A 16360-nucleotide genomic window follows, 5' to 3' on the forward strand; every position below is an offset into this window, starting at 1 on the left:
TTTTATGAAATTGCGCGATTGGCACTGCCCTCATCGCATGACGAACGGGTCCGGGATCGGCTCGTCGGATATCCGTATCCAGACGGATTTCGAACGCGTGTAATCGCGGATGGCGTCGAGCCCGCCCTCACGGCCGAGCCCCGACTGACCGTAGCCGCCGAACGGCACGAGCGGCGAAACCGCGCGGTATGTGTTGACCCAGACGACGCCGGCATGGATGTCGCGCGCCATGCGGTGCGCCTTGGCGAGATTGGTGGTGAACACGCCCGAGGCGAGGCCGAACGGCGTGTCGTTGGCAAGCGCCAGGGCTTCGGCTTCCGTGTCGAAGGTGAGAACGCTGAGCACCGGACCGAACAATTCCTCGCGCACGCAGGGCAGCGCTGGATCCTCGGCATCGATGATGGTCGGTGCGTAGTAGAAGCCATGCGGATGCTCGTCGGGCCTTTTTCCGCCGGTGACCAGCGTCCCGCCATTGGCAAGGCTTTCGGCAACGATCGTCTCGATCCATTCCCGTTGGCGTGGCGTTGCCAATGGCCCCATTTCTGTGGCCGGATCCTGCGGATCGCCGATTCTGATGGCCTCGGCTTTGTGCTTCAGCATGTCCAGGAACTCGGCCTTTATCGAACGCTCGACAAGCAGCCGCGAGCCGGCGACGCAGCTTTGTCCAGACGCTGCGAAAATCCCGGCCACCACCGCGTTGGCCGCACTGTCCAGGTCTGCGTCGGCGAAAACCACAACCGGGCTTTTCCCGCCCAGCTCCAGCGTCGTGTAGGCGAGATTTTCCGCCGTGTTGCGGACGATCGCGCGAGCGGTCGAAGGTCCGCCGGTGAAGGCGACGCGTGAAACCAGCGGATGACTGGTCAGGCGTCGGCCGCAATCGTGCCCGAACCCGGTCAGTATGTTGACGCTTCCGGCGGGAAATCCGGCCTCATGAACGAGTTCGGCGAAGGCCAGCAGCGGCGCTGGACCGTCCTCCGAGGCTTTCAGGACGACCGTGCAGCCGGCGGCCAGTGCCGGGCCGAGCTTGACGGCCGAAAGGAAAAGCTGCGAGTTCCACGGCACGACGGCAGCGACGACGCCGATCGGCTCGCGCCGGATGGTGACGTCCATATCGGCCTTGTCGATGGGCACATGCGAGCCTTCATGTTTGTCGGCAAGCCCGCCATAGTAGCGATAGTAGTCGCCGACATAGGCGATCTGGGCGCGGGTCTCGCGGATGATCTTGCCGGTGTCGCGCGTTTCCAGTTCGGCCAGGCGGCCGGCATTGGCGACGATCAGGTCGCCGAGGCGCACCAGCAGCTTGCCGCGCGCCGTCGCCGTCAGCGAGGCCCACGCGGCCGAGTGCAGCGTCCGGTGCGCCGCCTCGACGGCGCGGTCGACATCGGCCTCGGTTGCGGCGGGCATCGTCGCCCAGGGCGCTCCCGTGGACGGATCGATGCTTTCGAAGGTGGCGGTCGGCGTATCGAACGCCCCATCTATGAAATTGCTGAAAGCCACAAGGGTCATTGCCGGCCCCCATGCCCGAAGGCCGGCATCACCTTGTCGACGAACAGCTGCAGCGACTTCTTCTTGCGCTCGTGCGGCAGGCCGCTGTCGATCCAGATCGAATACTGGTCATAGCCGAGCGCCTCATATGTCTTCAGCCGGGCGATCACCTCTTCGGCTTCGCCGATGACCAGGTTCTGCCGGATTTTATTCGGCGCATATTGCGGCATGGCTGCGATCTCGTCGTCCGCGAGCGCTTCCAATATGCCTTGGCGAACCGGCTTCTTGTTCTGGAACCAGGCGCCGAACTGGCAGTAGAACAGCGACAGGTCCTTGGTCAGCTGCTCCGCATCGGCGGCGTCTTCGGCAACGAATGTGTGCATCAGCAGCATGATTTCGGGGCGGGCCATGGCCGGATGCGCCGTGCACGCCGCGTTGAAGCGCTCCATCAGGCTGGTTACCTCGTCGTCGCCGGAGGCGAGCGGCGTCACCTGGACGTTGCAGCCGTTGGACACGGCGAAGTCGTGCGAGTTCGGATCGCGCGCCGCCACCCAGATCGGCGGGTGCGGCTTTTGCACCGGCTTGGGCGACGATGTGGTCGAGGGAAACGACCAGAATTCGCCGGACATCTCGAAATCGCCTTCCCAGAGGCCCTTGATGGCCGGGATGATCTCACGCATGCGCTGGCCCGCGCCCCAGGCGTCGAGCCCAGGGAACAGGCGTTGGTACTCGTAGCTATAGGCGCCGCGGGCGATGCCGATGTCGAGCCGGCCGCCGGTGACGACATCGGTCATGGCTGCCTCGCCGGCGAGCTTGATCGGATGCCAGAACGGCGCGATTACGGTTCCTGTGCCGAGCCGGATGCGCTTCGTCCTGGCGCCGAGATAGGCGATGTTGATGAACGGGTTTGGCGAGATGGTGAACTCCATGCCGTGGTGTTCGCCGATCCAGGCCGTCTCGAAGCCTGCCGCCTCGGCCATCACGACCAGTTCCTCAAGCTCATCGATGAGGTCGGCATGCGGCTTTGCCGGGTCCGAGCGTTCCATATGGACGAAGAGCGAGAACTTCATATCTGTTGACCCGGACTGGAAGTGTTCATGGCTGCCGGCTTGGCGAGCGGACGGACTTCACCTTCGACCGCGTTGCCGACATAGACGCCAAACGCATCCTCCCGACATTCGCGAACATAGCGGGCGAGCATCGAGCGCACAGCAGCGTCGGCGATGTTCAGCCCGGCAATCCTGTCGATGTCGACGAGCCGGACCTGGTGATCGCTGGAGTGGGGCGCGTCTACCGTGCCGCGGTAGTAGACATGCGTTCGCGACGGGCTTGCTGCGTCGTCCCAGACCGCAAACAGGAATCCGAGATGAGCCTCGATGGCTTTCGCGGCGAGGCGTCCCCTGAGGCTTCGCGTGTCGCCGGGTGGCCCGAGCCCTCGGCCCGCCGGCAGTTCGAAAAAGCCGTCGGCGGTTTCGAAAAACAGCACGCGGCCTTCATCTTCGAGGATGGCGCCGACCTCCATGTCGGGCGGCGCGGCCGCCAGTGCTTCCTGGCTGAGGCCGGGCGAGACATAGGCGCCACGGCAATAGCCGAGGGGCTGCGATGAATTGTGGGAGAATTCGCGAACGCGGCCGATGAGGATCGAATGGTCGCCGGCGTCGACCAATTGCTCCATGTCACAGTCAAACGTAGCCACCGATCCAGCGAGCAGCGGGCTGCCGGTCGGGCCGAAGCGCCACTCGACAGCCGAGAACTTGTCCTGCGATTTCGAAGCGAAGACGCCGGATGCGGCTCGCTGCTCCTCCGAGAGCACGTTGACGGCAAAGCACTTCGAGGTCGAAAACACCGGATGACCCAGCGCCTTCTTGGCGATGCAGACCAGCACAAGCGGCGGATCGAGCGAAACGGATGTAAACGAATTGGCGGTGAAGCCTCGAGGTTCTCCTTCCGGCCCGATCGCGGTGACGATGGTAACGCCGGTCAGGAAGGAACCGAGCGCCCGCCTGAATTCGCCCGCGTCGAAGGCTGTGTCCATTGCCGGTCGCGCCGATGTGCTTGCGCCGTCGTTGCTCTCGAGAAAATCGGCAATGCGCCGCGTGACCACGTCAGGCGAGGCTATGGCCATCATGTGTCGCTCGCCCTCCAGAACGACACAGCGACCGCGTGACGCGAGGCGGGCCATCGCTGCCGACATCGCAGGTGACGAATTCCTGTCCTGCGAGCCGGTCATGAACAGGGCCGGCACCGCAAGACCGGAAAGACGATCGCCATGTGCCGCATCGGCATGGGCGAAAAGTCGATAGGTGCGCGCATAGCCGTCGGAGTTGACGCTTTGCAGTGCCGCGCGCGTCGTCCTTGCCGCCTCGGCCAGGCTGTCGGGGACGGGGTTGCCGAACCAGCGCGCGATGGTTGCGTCCGTCCCCGACGGGTTTTCCGCGCCATTCAATTCGGCGGCGCGCTCGCGCACTGCCTGCGCAAGCTCCGCCGGGCGGCGAAAGACCGCATTGAGCGAGACGAGGCTGCGGACCCGTTCGGATGCATTGAGAGCGATTTCCTGCCCGACCAAAGCCCCCATTGAATGGCCAACGATCGAGGCGGCATCCAGGCCAAGGTGATCGAGAAGCCGGATTGCCTGTCCGGCATAATCGGCAAGGCTGGCATCCTCGGGCGGCAGCGGCGACCGGCCGTGTCCCAGGATGTCGATTGCGATCACATCCCATCTGTTTTTCATCAGCTCGATCTGGGGTGCCCAGATCGCCGCGTTCATGCCGACGCCGTGGATGAGGAGGACCGGCGCGCCGGATCCGGCACGGATGAAGCCGGTGCCGTCAGGCGCCGTTCCGCGATGCCAGCCACGGTCCGTCAGATCAGCCATGCAGGTCGCCGACCTCCTTGAGATCCTGGTAGCGGTCGCCGATGCGATGATGCGGTCGTCCGCCGATCGAGGCGCCAAGCGCCACCACCAATTCGTCTGGCGCCGGCGCGTCGCCGATCTGGAAATGCACCGTCAGGTAGTGCGAACGCCGGCCTTCATCGTTCTTGTCCATGAGCGGGATCATGATCGGCGTGTTCGGACCGCCGCGCAGGTTGGTGAAGGCAAGATAGGTCTTGGCGCCGACGGCACGCCGATAATGGTTGCCGAAATGCAGCGTGTGGATGAGCGCCGAGGCATGCTCGATCTCGCCTGATGTGCCGCAGATTGCGGCCTTGCCGTAGCCTTCGATCGCTTCGCCGGATCCCGCAACTGCGAGGATTTCACGGGTCAGCATCTCCCCCAGAACCGGCGCATAGGCGCGGATCTCGGGAGAAAGGTCCTCGGTGAAACCGCGCCCGGCCCAAGGATTGTCGAGCACCGCCGCCACGCCGATCAGGCGCAGCGGCCGGGGGGCCGCCTTGCCGCCTTCAATCAGCGTGTTCTCCACATAGGTGACGATCTTTCGGATGGCCGGCTTCATCGAATCCTCGGTGTCGGGTCGGCTGAGGCATTCGGAAAAGTTCCGCTTCTGCCTGGCCGTCTTATGGTATACCATACTATTGAAGACCAAATCCCTTGTCAACGGATTGCCGAATCTGTTTCTTGCGGATGCTGGGAGTAGATGAACTGGCCGACGACACACTGAGGATCGAACGATCCGCCAAGACGCTGAGAACGCTGGCGCTGGAGCGCATGCGCGACGCGATCATGGGGTTTCACTTCCAGCCTGGCGAACGGCTGGTCGAGCGCCCGCTTTGTGATCAGCTCGGCGTCAGTCGTTCGGTGGTGCGCGAAGTTCTGCGGCAGTTGGAGACTGAGGGCCTTGTCCAGATGATACCTGGCCACGGACCCGCCGTGGCCCGGCCGGATCTCAGTCGCACCGACGAGATTTATGAGCTGCGTGCTCTGATGGAGGGCATCGCGGCGCGCGCCTGCGCGCTGACGGCGACGGAGGACCAGATCACTGCGCTTGAGCGCGCATTGGATGTGCTGCTCAAGGCGTGGGCCTCAGCCAATCCGATCGAGGTGATGCGGGCGACGACAAAATTCTACGAAGTGCTTTTCGATGCCGCCGACAAGCGCATCGCCTGGGAGATCGTCCAGGGTCTGAACGTCCGCATCAACCAGCTGCGTTCCATGACCATCGCTTCGGTGGATCGCCGCGACGCCGCAATTGCCGAAATGACCGACATTATGAACGCGATCAAGTCGCGCAACGGCGATGCCGCCGAAGCCGCGGCCCGGCGGCATGTGGAGCAGGCCTGGCGAATTGCGCAACAGACCCTTCGCAACAGCTGAAGCAGAATGGACGGAGCCCTTTTCCGCGTCGGCATGATAAACCAGCAGCCGCGGCAGAAACCGCCAGAGCTGATCGCGTATGCCGAATCGCTCGAGGTCGAGAACGCCAGCGTGATGCGCAAGCAGGAGCTGAACATTACGGAATCGTCCGTCGCCCTCGCAGAGGGCAGTGCTTTCGTCACAATTTCAGGGGCAATATTGTACGGCTTGGTCGTTCTGGGCGCTGTCATGGCGCTGCGCGAACGGCGGCTGCAATGAGAAGGGATACACGATGAGCAAAGGGGCGCCGACATCGGCGGATGATTTTCTGACCGGGCTGAAGGGGCAGCGCGTGCTGGTGACGGCAGGCGCCGGCGGCATCGGCCTGGCCATTGCAGAAACGCTGTCGCGGCTCGGCGCGCGCATCGTCGTTTGCGACGTCTCCGACGAGGCGCTGGCCGCCGCTCCGGACAGGATCGCCCTGGTCGCCGCGGTCAAGGCCGATGTCTCGCGCGACGACGACGTCGACCGGCTGTTCGAGACGGTGAAGGAAAAGCTCGGCGGCCTCGACGCGCTGATCAACAATGCCGGCATCGCCGGGCCGACCGGCGGCGTCGACGAAATCGATCCGGCGGAGTGGCGGCGCTGCATCGACATCTGCCTGACCGGCCAGTTCCTCTGCGCCAGGCGTGCCGTGCCGCTGATCAAGGCGGCGGGCGGCGGCTCGATCGTCTCGATGTCGTCCGCCGCCGGCCGCCATGGCTACGCTTTCCGCACCCCCTATTCGGCGGCCAAGTTCGGCGTCATCGGTTTCACGCAAAGCCTTGCCAAGGAACTCGGGCCGCACGGCATAAGGGTCAACGCCATCCTGCCCGGCATCATCGAGGGACCACGCATCGACAAGGTTATCGCCGACCGGGCCAGACAGCTCGGTGTGTCGAACGAGGAGATGACGGAGCGCTATCTCCACAACGTCTCGCTGCGCCGCATGACCAGCCCCTATGACGTCGCCGCGATGGTCGCTTTCCTGTTGTCCGATGCGGCGATCAACATCTCCGGCCAGTCGCTCGGCGTCGACGGTAATGTCGAAACCCTTTGAGGAGCCCGACCATGGTGAAAGTAGCGATTGTCGGCAGCGGGTTCATCGGGCGGGCCTGGGCGATCAGTTTTGCCCGCGCCGGCCACGATGTGCGGATGTGGGACCAGTCGCCGGCCGCGACCGAAGGTGCGCACGATTACATCGCCGGCGTGCTCGGCGACCTCGCTGCGAATGATCTGCTGCGGGGGCAGGCAATCGACGTCGTGCTTGGTTGCATTGCCGTCGTTGCGGAGCTCGAAGAAGCGCTGGCCGATGCGGTCCATATCCAGGAGAACACGCCCGAAAACCTCGACGTGAAGCGCGAGGTGTTCTCGCAGATCGATGCAATGGCCGGTCCGCAAGCGGTGATCGCCAGTTCCACCTCAGCGTTGCTGCCGTCGAAATTCACCGACCATCTGCAAGGGCGGCACCGCTGCCTGGTCGTGCATCCGATCAATCCGCCCTACCTCATCCCGGCCGCGGAAGTCGTGCCGGCGCCATGGACGTCTTCCGAAACGGTCGAAAGGACCCGCGCCTTCCTCGTCGATGCGGGCCACGCGCCGCTGGTGATGAAGCACGAGCTCGACGGCTTCATCATGAACCGCCTGCAGGGCGCGCTGCTGGAGGAGGCTTTTCGACTTGTCGCCGACGGCTATGCCAGCGTCGAGGATGTCGATATCGGCATTCGCGACGGGCTGGCGCTGCGCTGGTCGTTCATGGGTCCGTTCGAAACGATCGACCTTAATGCGCCGGGCGGTGTACGCGACTATGTCGAGCGCTATCAATCGATCTATGCCAACATTTTTCCGCAGATGCTGCGCCGCGTCGACTGGGCCGGCGAAGTCATCGAGACGGTGGAGGCCGACCGCCGCAAGCGGCTGCCGCGGGAAGAACTCGGCGAACGGCAGGTTTGGCGCGACCGCCGGCTGATGGCGCTGGCCGCGCACAAGAAAAAATCGGATCAGGAGTTTGGAAGATGACGGAAACAAGCCGCAAGCCCGGTGCTACGCAGACCAGGGGCAAAATTATCATCACCTGTGCGGTGACAGGGGCGATCCATACACCGACCATGTCGCCCTATCTGCCGATCACGCCGGACCAGATCGCGTCCGAGGCGATCGCGGCGGCGGAGGCAGGTGCGGCGATCCTGCACCTGCATGCCCGCGACCCCGAGACCGGCAAGCCCGACCAGACGCCGGCGGCCTTCGCCCGCTTCCTGCCGCGCATCAAGCAGGCCACCAATGCCGCCATCAACATCACCACCGGCGGCAGTCCCTACATGAAGGTCGAGGAACGCGTGCGCCCGGCCGCCGAGTTCAAGCCAGAGGTCGCCTCGCTCAACATGGGCTCGATCAATTTCGGGCTCTATCACCTCGTCGACAAATACGAGACTTTCAAGTTCGACTGGGAAAAGCCGCATCTGGAAGCGACGCGTGACCTGGTCTTCCGCAACTCGTTCAAGGACATCGAATACATCCTTGCGACCTGCTACGACAACGGCACGTGCTTCGAGTTCGAGTGCTACGACATCGCCCATCTCTACAATCTCTCCCACTTCGCCGATCGCGGGCTGGTCAAGCCGCCGTTCTTCGTGCAGTCGGTGTTCGGTCTGCTTGGCGGCATCGGCACCCATCCCGAAGATGTCGCCCATATGAAGCGCACCGCCGACCGGCTGTTCGGCGACCAGTTCCGCTGGTCGGTGCTCGGTGCCGGCGCCAGCCAGTTGCGCATCGCCGCGCAGTCGGCAGCCCTTGGCGGCAACATCCGCGTCGGGCTCGAAGACAGTCTGTGGGCCGGCAAGGGTAAGCTAGCCAAATCGAACGCCGAGCAGGTGGTGCTTGCCCGCAAGATCATCGAGGGGCTTGGCATGGAAGTGGCGACGCCCGACGAGGCGCGCGAGATCCTGTCACTGAAGGGCGGCGACAAGGTCGCGTTCTGAGGCGGCTCGCCTATCGCCGCACGGTGCCAACAGAGGAGGACGGCATGAAGATCGAAGTCGTGGTGGTCGTTACCGCGCCTCCCCGGCGATGGCGTCCTGCGCGGCAGGCTGTTCGCGATAACCGGCCTTGGCATCAAGGGCGTGGCGGAACCACGCTTCGCCGGATGACGGCAGCTGCAAAAGAGGATAGAGGCGAATAAGGAAAATGAGCGCGCGCTCGATTTCAGATATGGACCCGATGCTTTTCGGCGATCTCGTCCATCGATGGTGGCCACCTCGTTTCATCGCTGGGAGTTTGTCCATGAATTTCGACATTCCCGCCCGCACCGAAGATTACCGCGTCCGCATTGCCGACTTCGTCGAGCGTGAGATCCTGCCGCTCGAGGCCGACAAGACGTCCTATGACGCACATGGAAATATCGCCTTGCCGCTGCTGGAGACGCTTCGCGCCAAGGCGCGTATGGCGGGCCTGTGGTGCCTGCAGCTCAAGCCCGAAACCGGCGGCGCCGGTCTCGGCAAGATGGATATTGCGGTTTGCTATGAGGAGATGAACCGGTCGATCTTCGGGCCCGTGGTGTTCAATTCGGCAGCGCCCGACGATGGCAACATGATGGTGCTGGAGGCGCTCGGCACGCTGGCGCAGAAGGAAAAATGGCTGAAGCCGATCGTCGAGGGCCAGGTACGCTCGGCCTTTGCCATGACCGAACCGCATCCCGGCGGCGGCTCGGACCCTTCGATGATCATGACGCGTGCTGAGCGGCGCGGCGACAAATTTGTGGTGACCGGCCGCAAATGGTTCATCACCGGCGCGGAGGAGGCCAGCCATTTCATTCTGATCGCGCGAACCTCGGACGACCCGCGCCATGGTCTGTCGGCCCTGATGTTCCACAAGGACCAGCCGGGCTGGCGCATCATGCGCCGTATCGAGATCATGGGCCCGGAGGAGCATGGCGGGCATTGCGAGCTGGAATTTGACGGGCTGGAAATCCCTGTCGAAGACATGCTGGCCGGCGAGGGTAGGGGCATGAAGGTGACGCAGGTGCGGCTCGGCCCGGCGCGGCTAACCCACTGCATGCGCTGGCTCGGATTGTCCAAACGCTGCGTCGAGATCGCGCGCGCCTACGCTGCCGAGCGCCATGGTTTTGGCCAGCGCCTCGCCGACCGCGAAAGCGTCCAGCTGAAGCTCGGCGACCTTGCCATGCGCATCGAGATCGGCCGCATCCTGGTGATGAAGGCTGCGTGGGAGCTGGACCGCGGCGGCTTTGCCCGCAAGGACGTGTCGATGGCCAAGGTCCAGGTCGCCAATGTGCTGCATGACGCGGCCGATGTGGCGATCCAGATCAACGGCGCGCGGGGCTATTCCAAGGACACGGTGCTCGAATGGATCTACCGCTATGCGCGCCAGGCGCGGTTGGTCGACGGCGCCGATGAGGTCCACAAGATGGTGCTGAACCGTTTCCTCAACGACGAGGAGAGGGGCTTCTGGCGCTGGACCGTCGAAGGCGAGGCATAGCGGACGCGGGGTGGCATCTCAGGAGGAAAAGATGCCGTTGAATGCGGATTTCGATCCTGCTGCATTGAAGGGCTTTCTCGCGAACCGCTTCGGCGATGCCGCAATGACGCTCGAGCGGATCGGCGGCGGGCAGTCCAACCCGACCTACTTCGTCGACTATGGTGCGCATCGCATGGTGCTGCGCAAGAAACCGGCCGGGCCGATCCTGCGCGGGGCGCATGCCGTCGACCGCGAGTTCCGCGTGCTTGAAGCGCTCGCAGCGACCAACGTGCCGGTGCCGCGGCCGGTGCTCTTTCACGCCGGCGCCGAGCCGCTCGGCACGTCGTTCTACCTGATGGAGCGGCTGGATGGTCGCGTCTTCCACGACTGTTCGCTGCCTGGCCTTGTCCCCGCGGAGCGACGCGCCATCTATTTCGGCATGGCCGAAGCGATGGCGAAATTGCATGCTGTCCGTCCCGACGCGGTCGGCCTCGGCGACTACGGCCGGCCCGGCAACTATTTCGAGCGCCAGATTGGCCGCTGGACCCGGCAGCTCAGGGAATCGCCGAGTGACAGAATTCCGCCACTCGAAGCAGTCGCCGACTGGTTGCCGCAGCATCTGCCCGCGGATGATGGACGCGTGTCGATCGCCCATGGCGACTTCCGCCTCGGAAATCTGCTGTTCCATCCCGGCAAGCCGGAGGTGATCGGCATTCTCGATTGGGAGCTGTCGACGATCGGCCATCCGCTCGCCGATCTCGGCTTTTGTTTGATGACCTGGCATTCGACCCCGGACGAATATGGCGGCATCCTCGGCCTCGATCATGCCGCCCTCGGTATCCCCAGCCAGCGCGAATTCCTCGATCATTATTTCGCGCATGCCGTGCCCACTGCGCCCTTGCAACGCTTCCATCTGGTTTTTTCGCTGTTCCGTTTCGCGGTGATTTTCGTCGGCATCGCCGACCGGGCGCGGGCAGGCAGCGCGGCGTCGGCCGATGCTGCCAGCAAGTCGCCGCTCGCCGGTCGCTTTGCCGCACGTGCTCAAGAGATCATCCAAGGGGCAAGACCGTGGAGCGGCTCCTGACGGGAGCATTCGCGCCTGGTCCTTTCCCCGCGGCGTCAGCAATCCAGTCTGAGAGGCTTTGCGAAAAACTTCGCGGCACGATGAGTTCGCACGCGGTATCGCCGGTGCGCAGGAACAGCACGGGCACATGGTGCAAGGATGTCAGCACGGCGCGGCCCGAAGCGGCCGCCGGCGCGCACCAGTCGACGGCGATGCATTTGGGGAGGACCCGCGCGACGCCGGCCCCGGCCATGCTGAAACGCACGCGACCTTCGCCGAGAGAGACCGAACAGCCGAGATCCGGTTCGACGGCAAGCGAAGGTGCTTGCGCGCCGTCGTCGAAAGCCAGCCACAAGCGGCGAGGCGCGACGCGGATGACGAGGAAACCTTTGTGACGGACCGTCTCTCCGACCGAGGCGGGAAGTTTCATGCCGAGCGATGCTGAAAGGTTCGATTCGAATTGCCCCAGCGTGCCGTCCCAGCCCTCGATCTGGATGAGTGGGCAATCGACCACGGACAGGCTGAAATCCGGGCTAGCCATGCAGTCGTTCCCCCTGCGGATCGAGGAATACCGGCGAGACGATTCGGGCACGGACCGTTTCGGCCTTCATCGGATAGACGGCCACGACCTCGCTTCCTTCGCTGGCGACATCGCCGGAAAGCAGGGCCAGCCCGATATAGTGGCCGCGTTCGGGGCTGAAGGTGACGGAAGTCACGCGGCCGCGCCCGTGGCCGTAAGGTTTCTCGCCCGGCAGAAACAGGATGGCGCCACCGCGAAGGCGTTTTCCCTCCTCGATGCATTCCAGTCCGACCAGGCGCTGGCGGTCGGGCGCCTGGAAGGCGGGGCGCCGTCGCAGCACGTCGCCGACGAAGCCGGTACGCTTGCCCGCCATGCGGCCGAGGCCAAGATCGTCGAGCGTCGTGCGCCCATCGATTTCAGGTCCGGCAACATGGCCCTTTTCGACGCGCAGCGCGCCGAGCGCCTCGACGCCGTAAGGTTTCAGGTCGAGCGGCCTGCCTGCTTCGAGCAGCCGGCTCCAAAACTGTTCACCGGCAGTTGCGCCGACATAGATTTCGTAGGCGCGCTCGCCGGAATAACTGAGGCGCAGGATGCGGAGCGCACGACCCTGCCATTCGCTTTCGAGCAATCCCATATGCGCTAGTGCCGCGTCGGAAACATCGAGAGCGGGAAATGCCGCAGCAAGAATTGCACGGCTGTTCGGTCCGGCAACCGACATCGCCGCCCATTCATCGCTCACCGAGGTCACGGCTACGCGCAAATCCGGCCAGGCCATATCGAGCAGGAATTCAAGACGCGACAGCACGTCGGCGGCCTTGGCGGTCGAGGTGGTCATGAAGAACCGGTTCTCGGCCAGTCGCGTCGTGGTGCCGTCGTCGAAGACGATGCCGTCGTCGCGCAGCATGACGCCGTAGCGCGCACGGCCAACCGGCAGTTTGGCAAAGCCGTTGGCGTAGATGCGATCGAGGAAAATCGCGGCATCCGGGCCCTGGACGTCGATCTTGCCGAGGGTGGAGATGTCCATCATGCCTGCGGCCTGGCGCACACTCCGCATTTCGGCGACATAGGCTTCGTTCACGGCGAGCCCGGATTGCCTGTAGAAATAGGGCCGCATCCAGAGCCCGACCTCCAGCATCTCGGCGCCGTTCGCCATGTGCCAGTCGTGCATCGGCGTGCGGCGGATCGGCTTGAAATGATGGCCGATGGCGCGTCCGGCAAGCGCACCGATGGCGACCGGCGTATAGGGCGGTCGAAAGGTCGTGGCGCCGGTCTCGGGGATGGTTGCATTGCGTAAGGCCGCCATCGCGGCAAGCGCTGCAAAGTTGCTGGTCTTGCCCTGGTCGGTGCCCATGCCGAGCGTGGTGTAGCGCTTCAGGTGCTCGACCGATTGATAGCCCTCGCGATAGGCGAGTTCGATATCCCTGGTCGTCACGTCCATCTGGAAATCAACGAAGGCCTTTCCACGTCCGACGGCCAGGGCCTCGCGAAGCGGGGCCGCGGCGGTCTCGCCGAGATCGAGTTTCGATGGAGCAGGCACCGGCGCCGACTTGCCGCAGAATGATGCTGCCGCGGTGCCGGTGCGATGACCGTCCTCGACGGCATCGGCGGTCGAATAAATTCCCATCATCGAGCCGGCGCCGAACCGGTCCGCCGCAAACGCGCCCGGCACAAAGCCGCCGATGTCGTCGCGATATTGAGGTTTGACGCCAAGATGCGAGGTGAGATGCACGGTCGGCGACCAGCCGCCGGACACGCAGACCAGGTCGCAGGCGGCCTCGGACTGGCCGTCCGGTCCGCTGAGCGTTGCACGCCTGACGGCATGGCCGCCGTTAAGGTCGACGATGCGCGTTGCGGCCCGCACCAGCACGCCGAGCCGTCCGGCTTCTGCGGCAAGCGCTGTGGGCGGCGCTGCGCGAACATCGGCAACCGTCACCTCTGCGCCGGCATCGGCAAGGTCGAAGGCGGTGCGCCAAGCGCCGTCATTGCTGGTGGCGACGACTATTTTCTTGCCGGGCAGGACGGCGAAACGGTTGAGGTAGGTCCGGGCGGCCGACGCAAGCATCACGCCGGGTCGGTCGTTGTTCGAGAATACCATTGGTCGCTCGATGGCGCCGGTGGCGAAAACGATCGAGCGGGCGCGAAGCATGGTCAATGTCTGCAGCACTTCGCCGGCCGGCCGCGGATTGGCTGGGTCGCGTTGCCCGACCAGTCCGATGACATTGCCGTCATAGATGCCGAAGGCGGTCGTCCGCTTCATCAGGGCGACGGTTTTGAAGCCGTCCAGCTCGGCCTCGGCCTGTCTCAGCCATGCGGCCGCAGCGCTGTCGGAAGCTTCCGCCAGAAGCTGGCCGCCGAGCAGGAAATCCTGTTCGATCAGCGCCACCTGCGCGCCGGCCGCTGCGGCAGCACGCGCCGCCGACAATCCCGCTGGGCCGCCGCCGATGATTGCGACATCGGCAAAGGCTTGACTGATGTCGTAGCGATCGGGATCAGGGTCGGTGCCGGCTCTGCCAAGCCCGGCCGCCTTGCGGATAAAATGCTCGTAGCACATCCAGGCGCGGTGCGTCGGACCCATGAAGGTCTTGTAGTAGAAGCCGGCCGAAAGGAACGGCGCCAGCAGGCCGTTGACGCTTTGCACGTCAAAGGCAAGCGATGGCCAGCGGTTCTGGCTTTCCGCGATTAGGCCGTCTTCGAGCTCCAGTGTCGTCGCCGGCAGGTTCGGCTGGCGCCTGCCTGCGGTTGCGAGCGTGACCAGCGCATTCGGTTCCTCGGGTCCGGCGGAAAAAATGCCGCGCGGACGATGATACTTGAAGCTGCGCCCGACCAGGGTGACGCCGTTGGCGAGCAGCGCGGAGGCAAGCGTGTCGCCGCGATATCCAGCCAGTTCGCGGCCGTCGAAGGTAAACTCGACCGGCTGCTCGCGGTCGATACGGCCCCCCATCGACAACCGCTTGTGGTTCGAACTCATGCCGGCGATTTCCTGGCGGGTGATTTCCTGGCCGACAATTTCCTGGCCAGCTCGACCGATGCAATGGCGTGGTTGCGCGTGTCGCGTTCGACCACCAGCCATTGGCGGCAGCCGGTCACGTGCTGCCAGAACTCGCGGTGCAGGCCCGCCGGATTTGTCCTGACATAGACGTAACGGTACCAGGCCTCGGGATCGGGATCGTCGTGCGCCGGACGCGTGACGGAAGCGTCGCCGCTGTAGCGGAACTCGTCATGGTCGCGCGGACCGCAGCAGGGGCATTCGATGCGCAGCATTGTCTTGCGCCTCCTATTGCAGCCAGGCTGAGGGGCCGGCGCCGGCCTCGTCGAGCGTGTAGCCGGTGCGGAAACGATCGGGCCCGTAGGCTGCGATCAACGGATGCGGCTTGCCGGTGGCGATCGTGTGGGCGAAGCACCAGCCGGAAGCCGGCGTCGCCTTGAAGCCGCCATAGCACCAGCCGCCGTTGAGATAGAGGCCCTCGATCGGTGTCGGGCAGATGATCGGGCTGGCATCGGGCGTCATGTCCATGACGCCGCCCCAATGGCGCAGCAGTCGAATGCGCGAAATGCACGGCATCAGAGCGATCGCCGCCTCCGCCACTTCGCGCACGACGCCCAGATTGCCGCGCTGGGCGTAGGAATTGTAGCCGTCGAGATTGCCGCCGAAGACCAGCCCGCCCTTGTCCGACTGGCTGACGTAGAAATGATCGGCGCCATAGGCGACGACATGGTCTACCAACGGCTTCAGCGGCTCGGTGACGAAGGCCTGCAGGACGTGGCTTTCGATCGGCAGTTCCAGGCCGGCCTTGCCGCCGAGCACGGATGTATGACCGGCAACAGCGAGGCCGACCTTGCCGGCGCCGATCCCGCCTTTCGTCGTTTCGACGCCGACGATCCTGTCGCCGTCGCGGAGGAAGCCTGTCACCTCGCAGTTCTGGATAATGTCGACGCCATGGCCGTCGGCGGCGCGCGCATAGCCCCAGGCGACGGCGTCGTGGCGGGCCGTGCCCGCCCGGCCCTGGAAGATAGCGCCATGGATCGGAAAGCGGGCCGTATCGGAAAAATCGAGATAGGGCACGAGACGGCGCACCTCGTCGCGGTCGAGGATGTCGGCATCGATGCCGTTCAGCCGCATGATGTTGGCGCGGTGGCTGAAGCCGTCGAGCTGGTCGGCGGAATGCGCGGTGACGAGCTGGCCGCGCTGCGAGAACATGACATTGAAGTTCAGCGCCCGCGACATGTTCTCCCAGAGTTTCATCGAGAATTCGTAGAACTGGGTGTTGCCGTCGAGCAGGTAGTTGGAGCGGATGACGGTGGTGTTGCGGCCGACATTGCCGCCGCCGACATAGCCCTTTTCGAGCACCGCGACGTTGCGGATGCCGTGGTTCTCGGCGAGGTAGAAGGCGGTAGCGAGGCCGTGTCCACCGCCGCCGATGACGATCACGTCGTAGGACGGTTTTGGCTCCGCTGCCCGCCAGGCGCGCTGCCAATTCTTCTGGCCAGACAGCGCGTTGCGGAAAATCGAAAATGCCGAGTAGCGCGCCAT

Annotated in this window: 15 protein-coding genes and 1 pseudogene; 7 read left to right on the plus strand and 9 right to left on the minus strand. The window is 64.5% G+C overall.

Features of this window, described 5'->3' with window-relative positions; all coding sequences use genetic code 11:
* Nucleotides 1-30: 30 nt before the first annotated feature.
* The 4 genes from M727_RS0109500 to M727_RS0109515 are packed head-to-tail and all read right to left on the minus strand — an operon-like array spanning nucleotide 31 to nucleotide 4940.
* On the minus strand, nucleotides 31-1506 hold the full coding sequence (locus tag M727_RS0109500) for an aldehyde dehydrogenase (RefSeq protein WP_027152482.1): 1476 nt from the start codon (nucleotides 1504-1506) through the stop codon (nucleotides 31-33).
* Nucleotides 1503-2555, minus strand: a complete 1053-nt coding sequence (locus tag M727_RS0109505) for an LLM class flavin-dependent oxidoreductase (protein ID WP_027152483.1) — start codon at nucleotides 2553-2555, stop codon at nucleotides 1503-1505. Before M727_RS0109505 ends, M727_RS0109500 begins: the two co-directional genes overlap by 4 nt.
* Nucleotides 2552-4360 carry an alpha/beta fold hydrolase gene (locus tag M727_RS0109510; protein WP_027152484.1) on the minus strand — a complete coding sequence of 603 codons (1809 nt, stop codon included), beginning with the start codon at nucleotides 4358-4360 and terminating at the stop codon, nucleotides 2552-2554. Before M727_RS0109510 ends, M727_RS0109505 begins: the two co-directional genes overlap by 4 nt.
* Complete coding sequence (locus tag M727_RS0109515; RefSeq protein ID WP_027152485.1) at nucleotides 4353-4940, minus strand: amino acid synthesis family protein; 588 nt, start codon at nucleotides 4938-4940, stop codon at nucleotides 4353-4355. Before M727_RS0109515 ends, M727_RS0109510 begins: the two co-directional genes overlap by 8 nt.
* A gap of 146 nt (nucleotides 4941-5086) precedes the next feature.
* Here M727_RS0109515 and M727_RS0109520 point away from each other — a divergent pair, with 146 nt between their 5' ends.
* The 5 genes and pseudogenes from M727_RS0109520 to M727_RS0109540 all read left to right on the plus strand — a co-directional run bounded on the left by M727_RS0109520 (nucleotide 5087) and on the right by M727_RS0109540 (nucleotide 8754).
* Nucleotides 5087-5758 (plus strand): GntR family transcriptional regulator, encoded by a 672-nt coding sequence (locus M727_RS0109520; RefSeq protein WP_027152486.1) that lies wholly within the window; start codon nucleotides 5087-5089, stop codon nucleotides 5756-5758.
* Nucleotides 5759-5791: 33 nt separating this feature from the next.
* Nucleotides 5792-5890, plus strand: a pseudogene (locus M727_RS43975) (Rho termination factor N-terminal domain-containing protein); the annotation flags it as partial.
* A 139-nt stretch (nucleotides 5891-6029) separates the two neighbouring features.
* Complete coding sequence (locus M727_RS0109530; protein ID WP_027152488.1) at nucleotides 6030-6836, plus strand: SDR family oxidoreductase; 807 nt, start codon at nucleotides 6030-6032, stop codon at nucleotides 6834-6836.
* 11 nt (nucleotides 6837-6847) lie between these two features.
* Entirely contained in the window at nucleotides 6848-7795 is a 948-nt protein-coding gene (locus tag M727_RS0109535; RefSeq protein ID WP_027152489.1) for a 3-hydroxyacyl-CoA dehydrogenase, read from the plus strand.
* A complete protein-coding gene (locus tag M727_RS0109540) occupies nucleotides 7792-8754 on the plus strand; it encodes a 3-keto-5-aminohexanoate cleavage protein (protein WP_027152490.1) in 963 nt (320 codons plus the stop codon). Before M727_RS0109535 ends, M727_RS0109540 begins: the two co-directional genes overlap by 4 nt.
* A 69-nt stretch (nucleotides 8755-8823) precedes the next feature.
* On the opposite strand, the gene M727_RS42330 is transcribed toward M727_RS0109540, so the two are convergent.
* The gene (locus M727_RS42330; RefSeq protein ID WP_198032621.1) at nucleotides 8824-9069 is read right to left on the minus strand and encodes a hypothetical protein; all 246 of its coding nucleotides are present in this window, start codon (nucleotides 9067-9069) and stop codon (nucleotides 8824-8826) included.
* Between M727_RS42330 and M727_RS0109550 the strand changes: the two genes are divergently transcribed.
* Both M727_RS0109550 and M727_RS0109555 read left to right on the plus strand, forming a co-directional pair.
* Nucleotides 9056-10267, plus strand: coding sequence for an acyl-CoA dehydrogenase family protein (locus M727_RS0109550; RefSeq protein WP_027152492.1), 1212 nt, complete (start codon nucleotides 9056-9058; stop codon nucleotides 10265-10267). The two genes, M727_RS42330 and M727_RS0109550, sit on opposite strands and share 14 nt — an antisense overlap.
* Before the next feature lie 31 nt (nucleotides 10268-10298).
* Nucleotides 10299-11330 carry a phosphotransferase family protein gene (locus M727_RS0109555; protein WP_036261951.1) on the plus strand — a complete coding sequence of 344 codons (1032 nt, stop codon included), beginning with the start codon at nucleotides 10299-10301 and terminating at the stop codon, nucleotides 11328-11330.
* On the opposite strand, the gene M727_RS0109560 is transcribed toward M727_RS0109555, so the two are convergent.
* The 4 genes from M727_RS0109560 to M727_RS0109575 are packed head-to-tail and all read right to left on the minus strand — an operon-like array spanning nucleotide 11296 to nucleotide 16360.
* Complete coding sequence (locus M727_RS0109560) at nucleotides 11296-11850, minus strand: sarcosine oxidase subunit gamma family protein (RefSeq protein WP_027152494.1); 555 nt, start codon at nucleotides 11848-11850, stop codon at nucleotides 11296-11298. The genes M727_RS0109555 and M727_RS0109560 overlap by 35 nt on opposite strands.
* On the minus strand, nucleotides 11843-14797 hold the full coding sequence (locus M727_RS0109565; RefSeq protein ID WP_027152495.1) for a sarcosine oxidase subunit alpha family protein: 2955 nt from the start codon (nucleotides 14795-14797) through the stop codon (nucleotides 11843-11845). The genes M727_RS0109560 and M727_RS0109565 overlap by 8 nt, the downstream gene beginning before the upstream one ends.
* Nucleotides 14794-15087 (minus strand): sarcosine oxidase subunit delta, encoded by a 294-nt coding sequence (locus M727_RS0109570; RefSeq protein WP_198032626.1) that lies wholly within the window; start codon nucleotides 15085-15087, stop codon nucleotides 14794-14796. The genes M727_RS0109565 and M727_RS0109570 overlap by 4 nt, the downstream gene beginning before the upstream one ends.
* Before the next feature lie 16 nt (nucleotides 15088-15103).
* Entirely contained in the window at nucleotides 15104-16360 is a 1257-nt protein-coding gene (locus M727_RS0109575) for a sarcosine oxidase subunit beta family protein (protein WP_027152497.1), read from the minus strand.

The sequence above is a fragment of the Mesorhizobium sp. WSM2561 genome (assembly GCF_000513915.1).
Classification (GTDB): domain Bacteria; phylum Pseudomonadota; class Alphaproteobacteria; order Rhizobiales; family Rhizobiaceae; genus Mesorhizobium; species Mesorhizobium muleiense.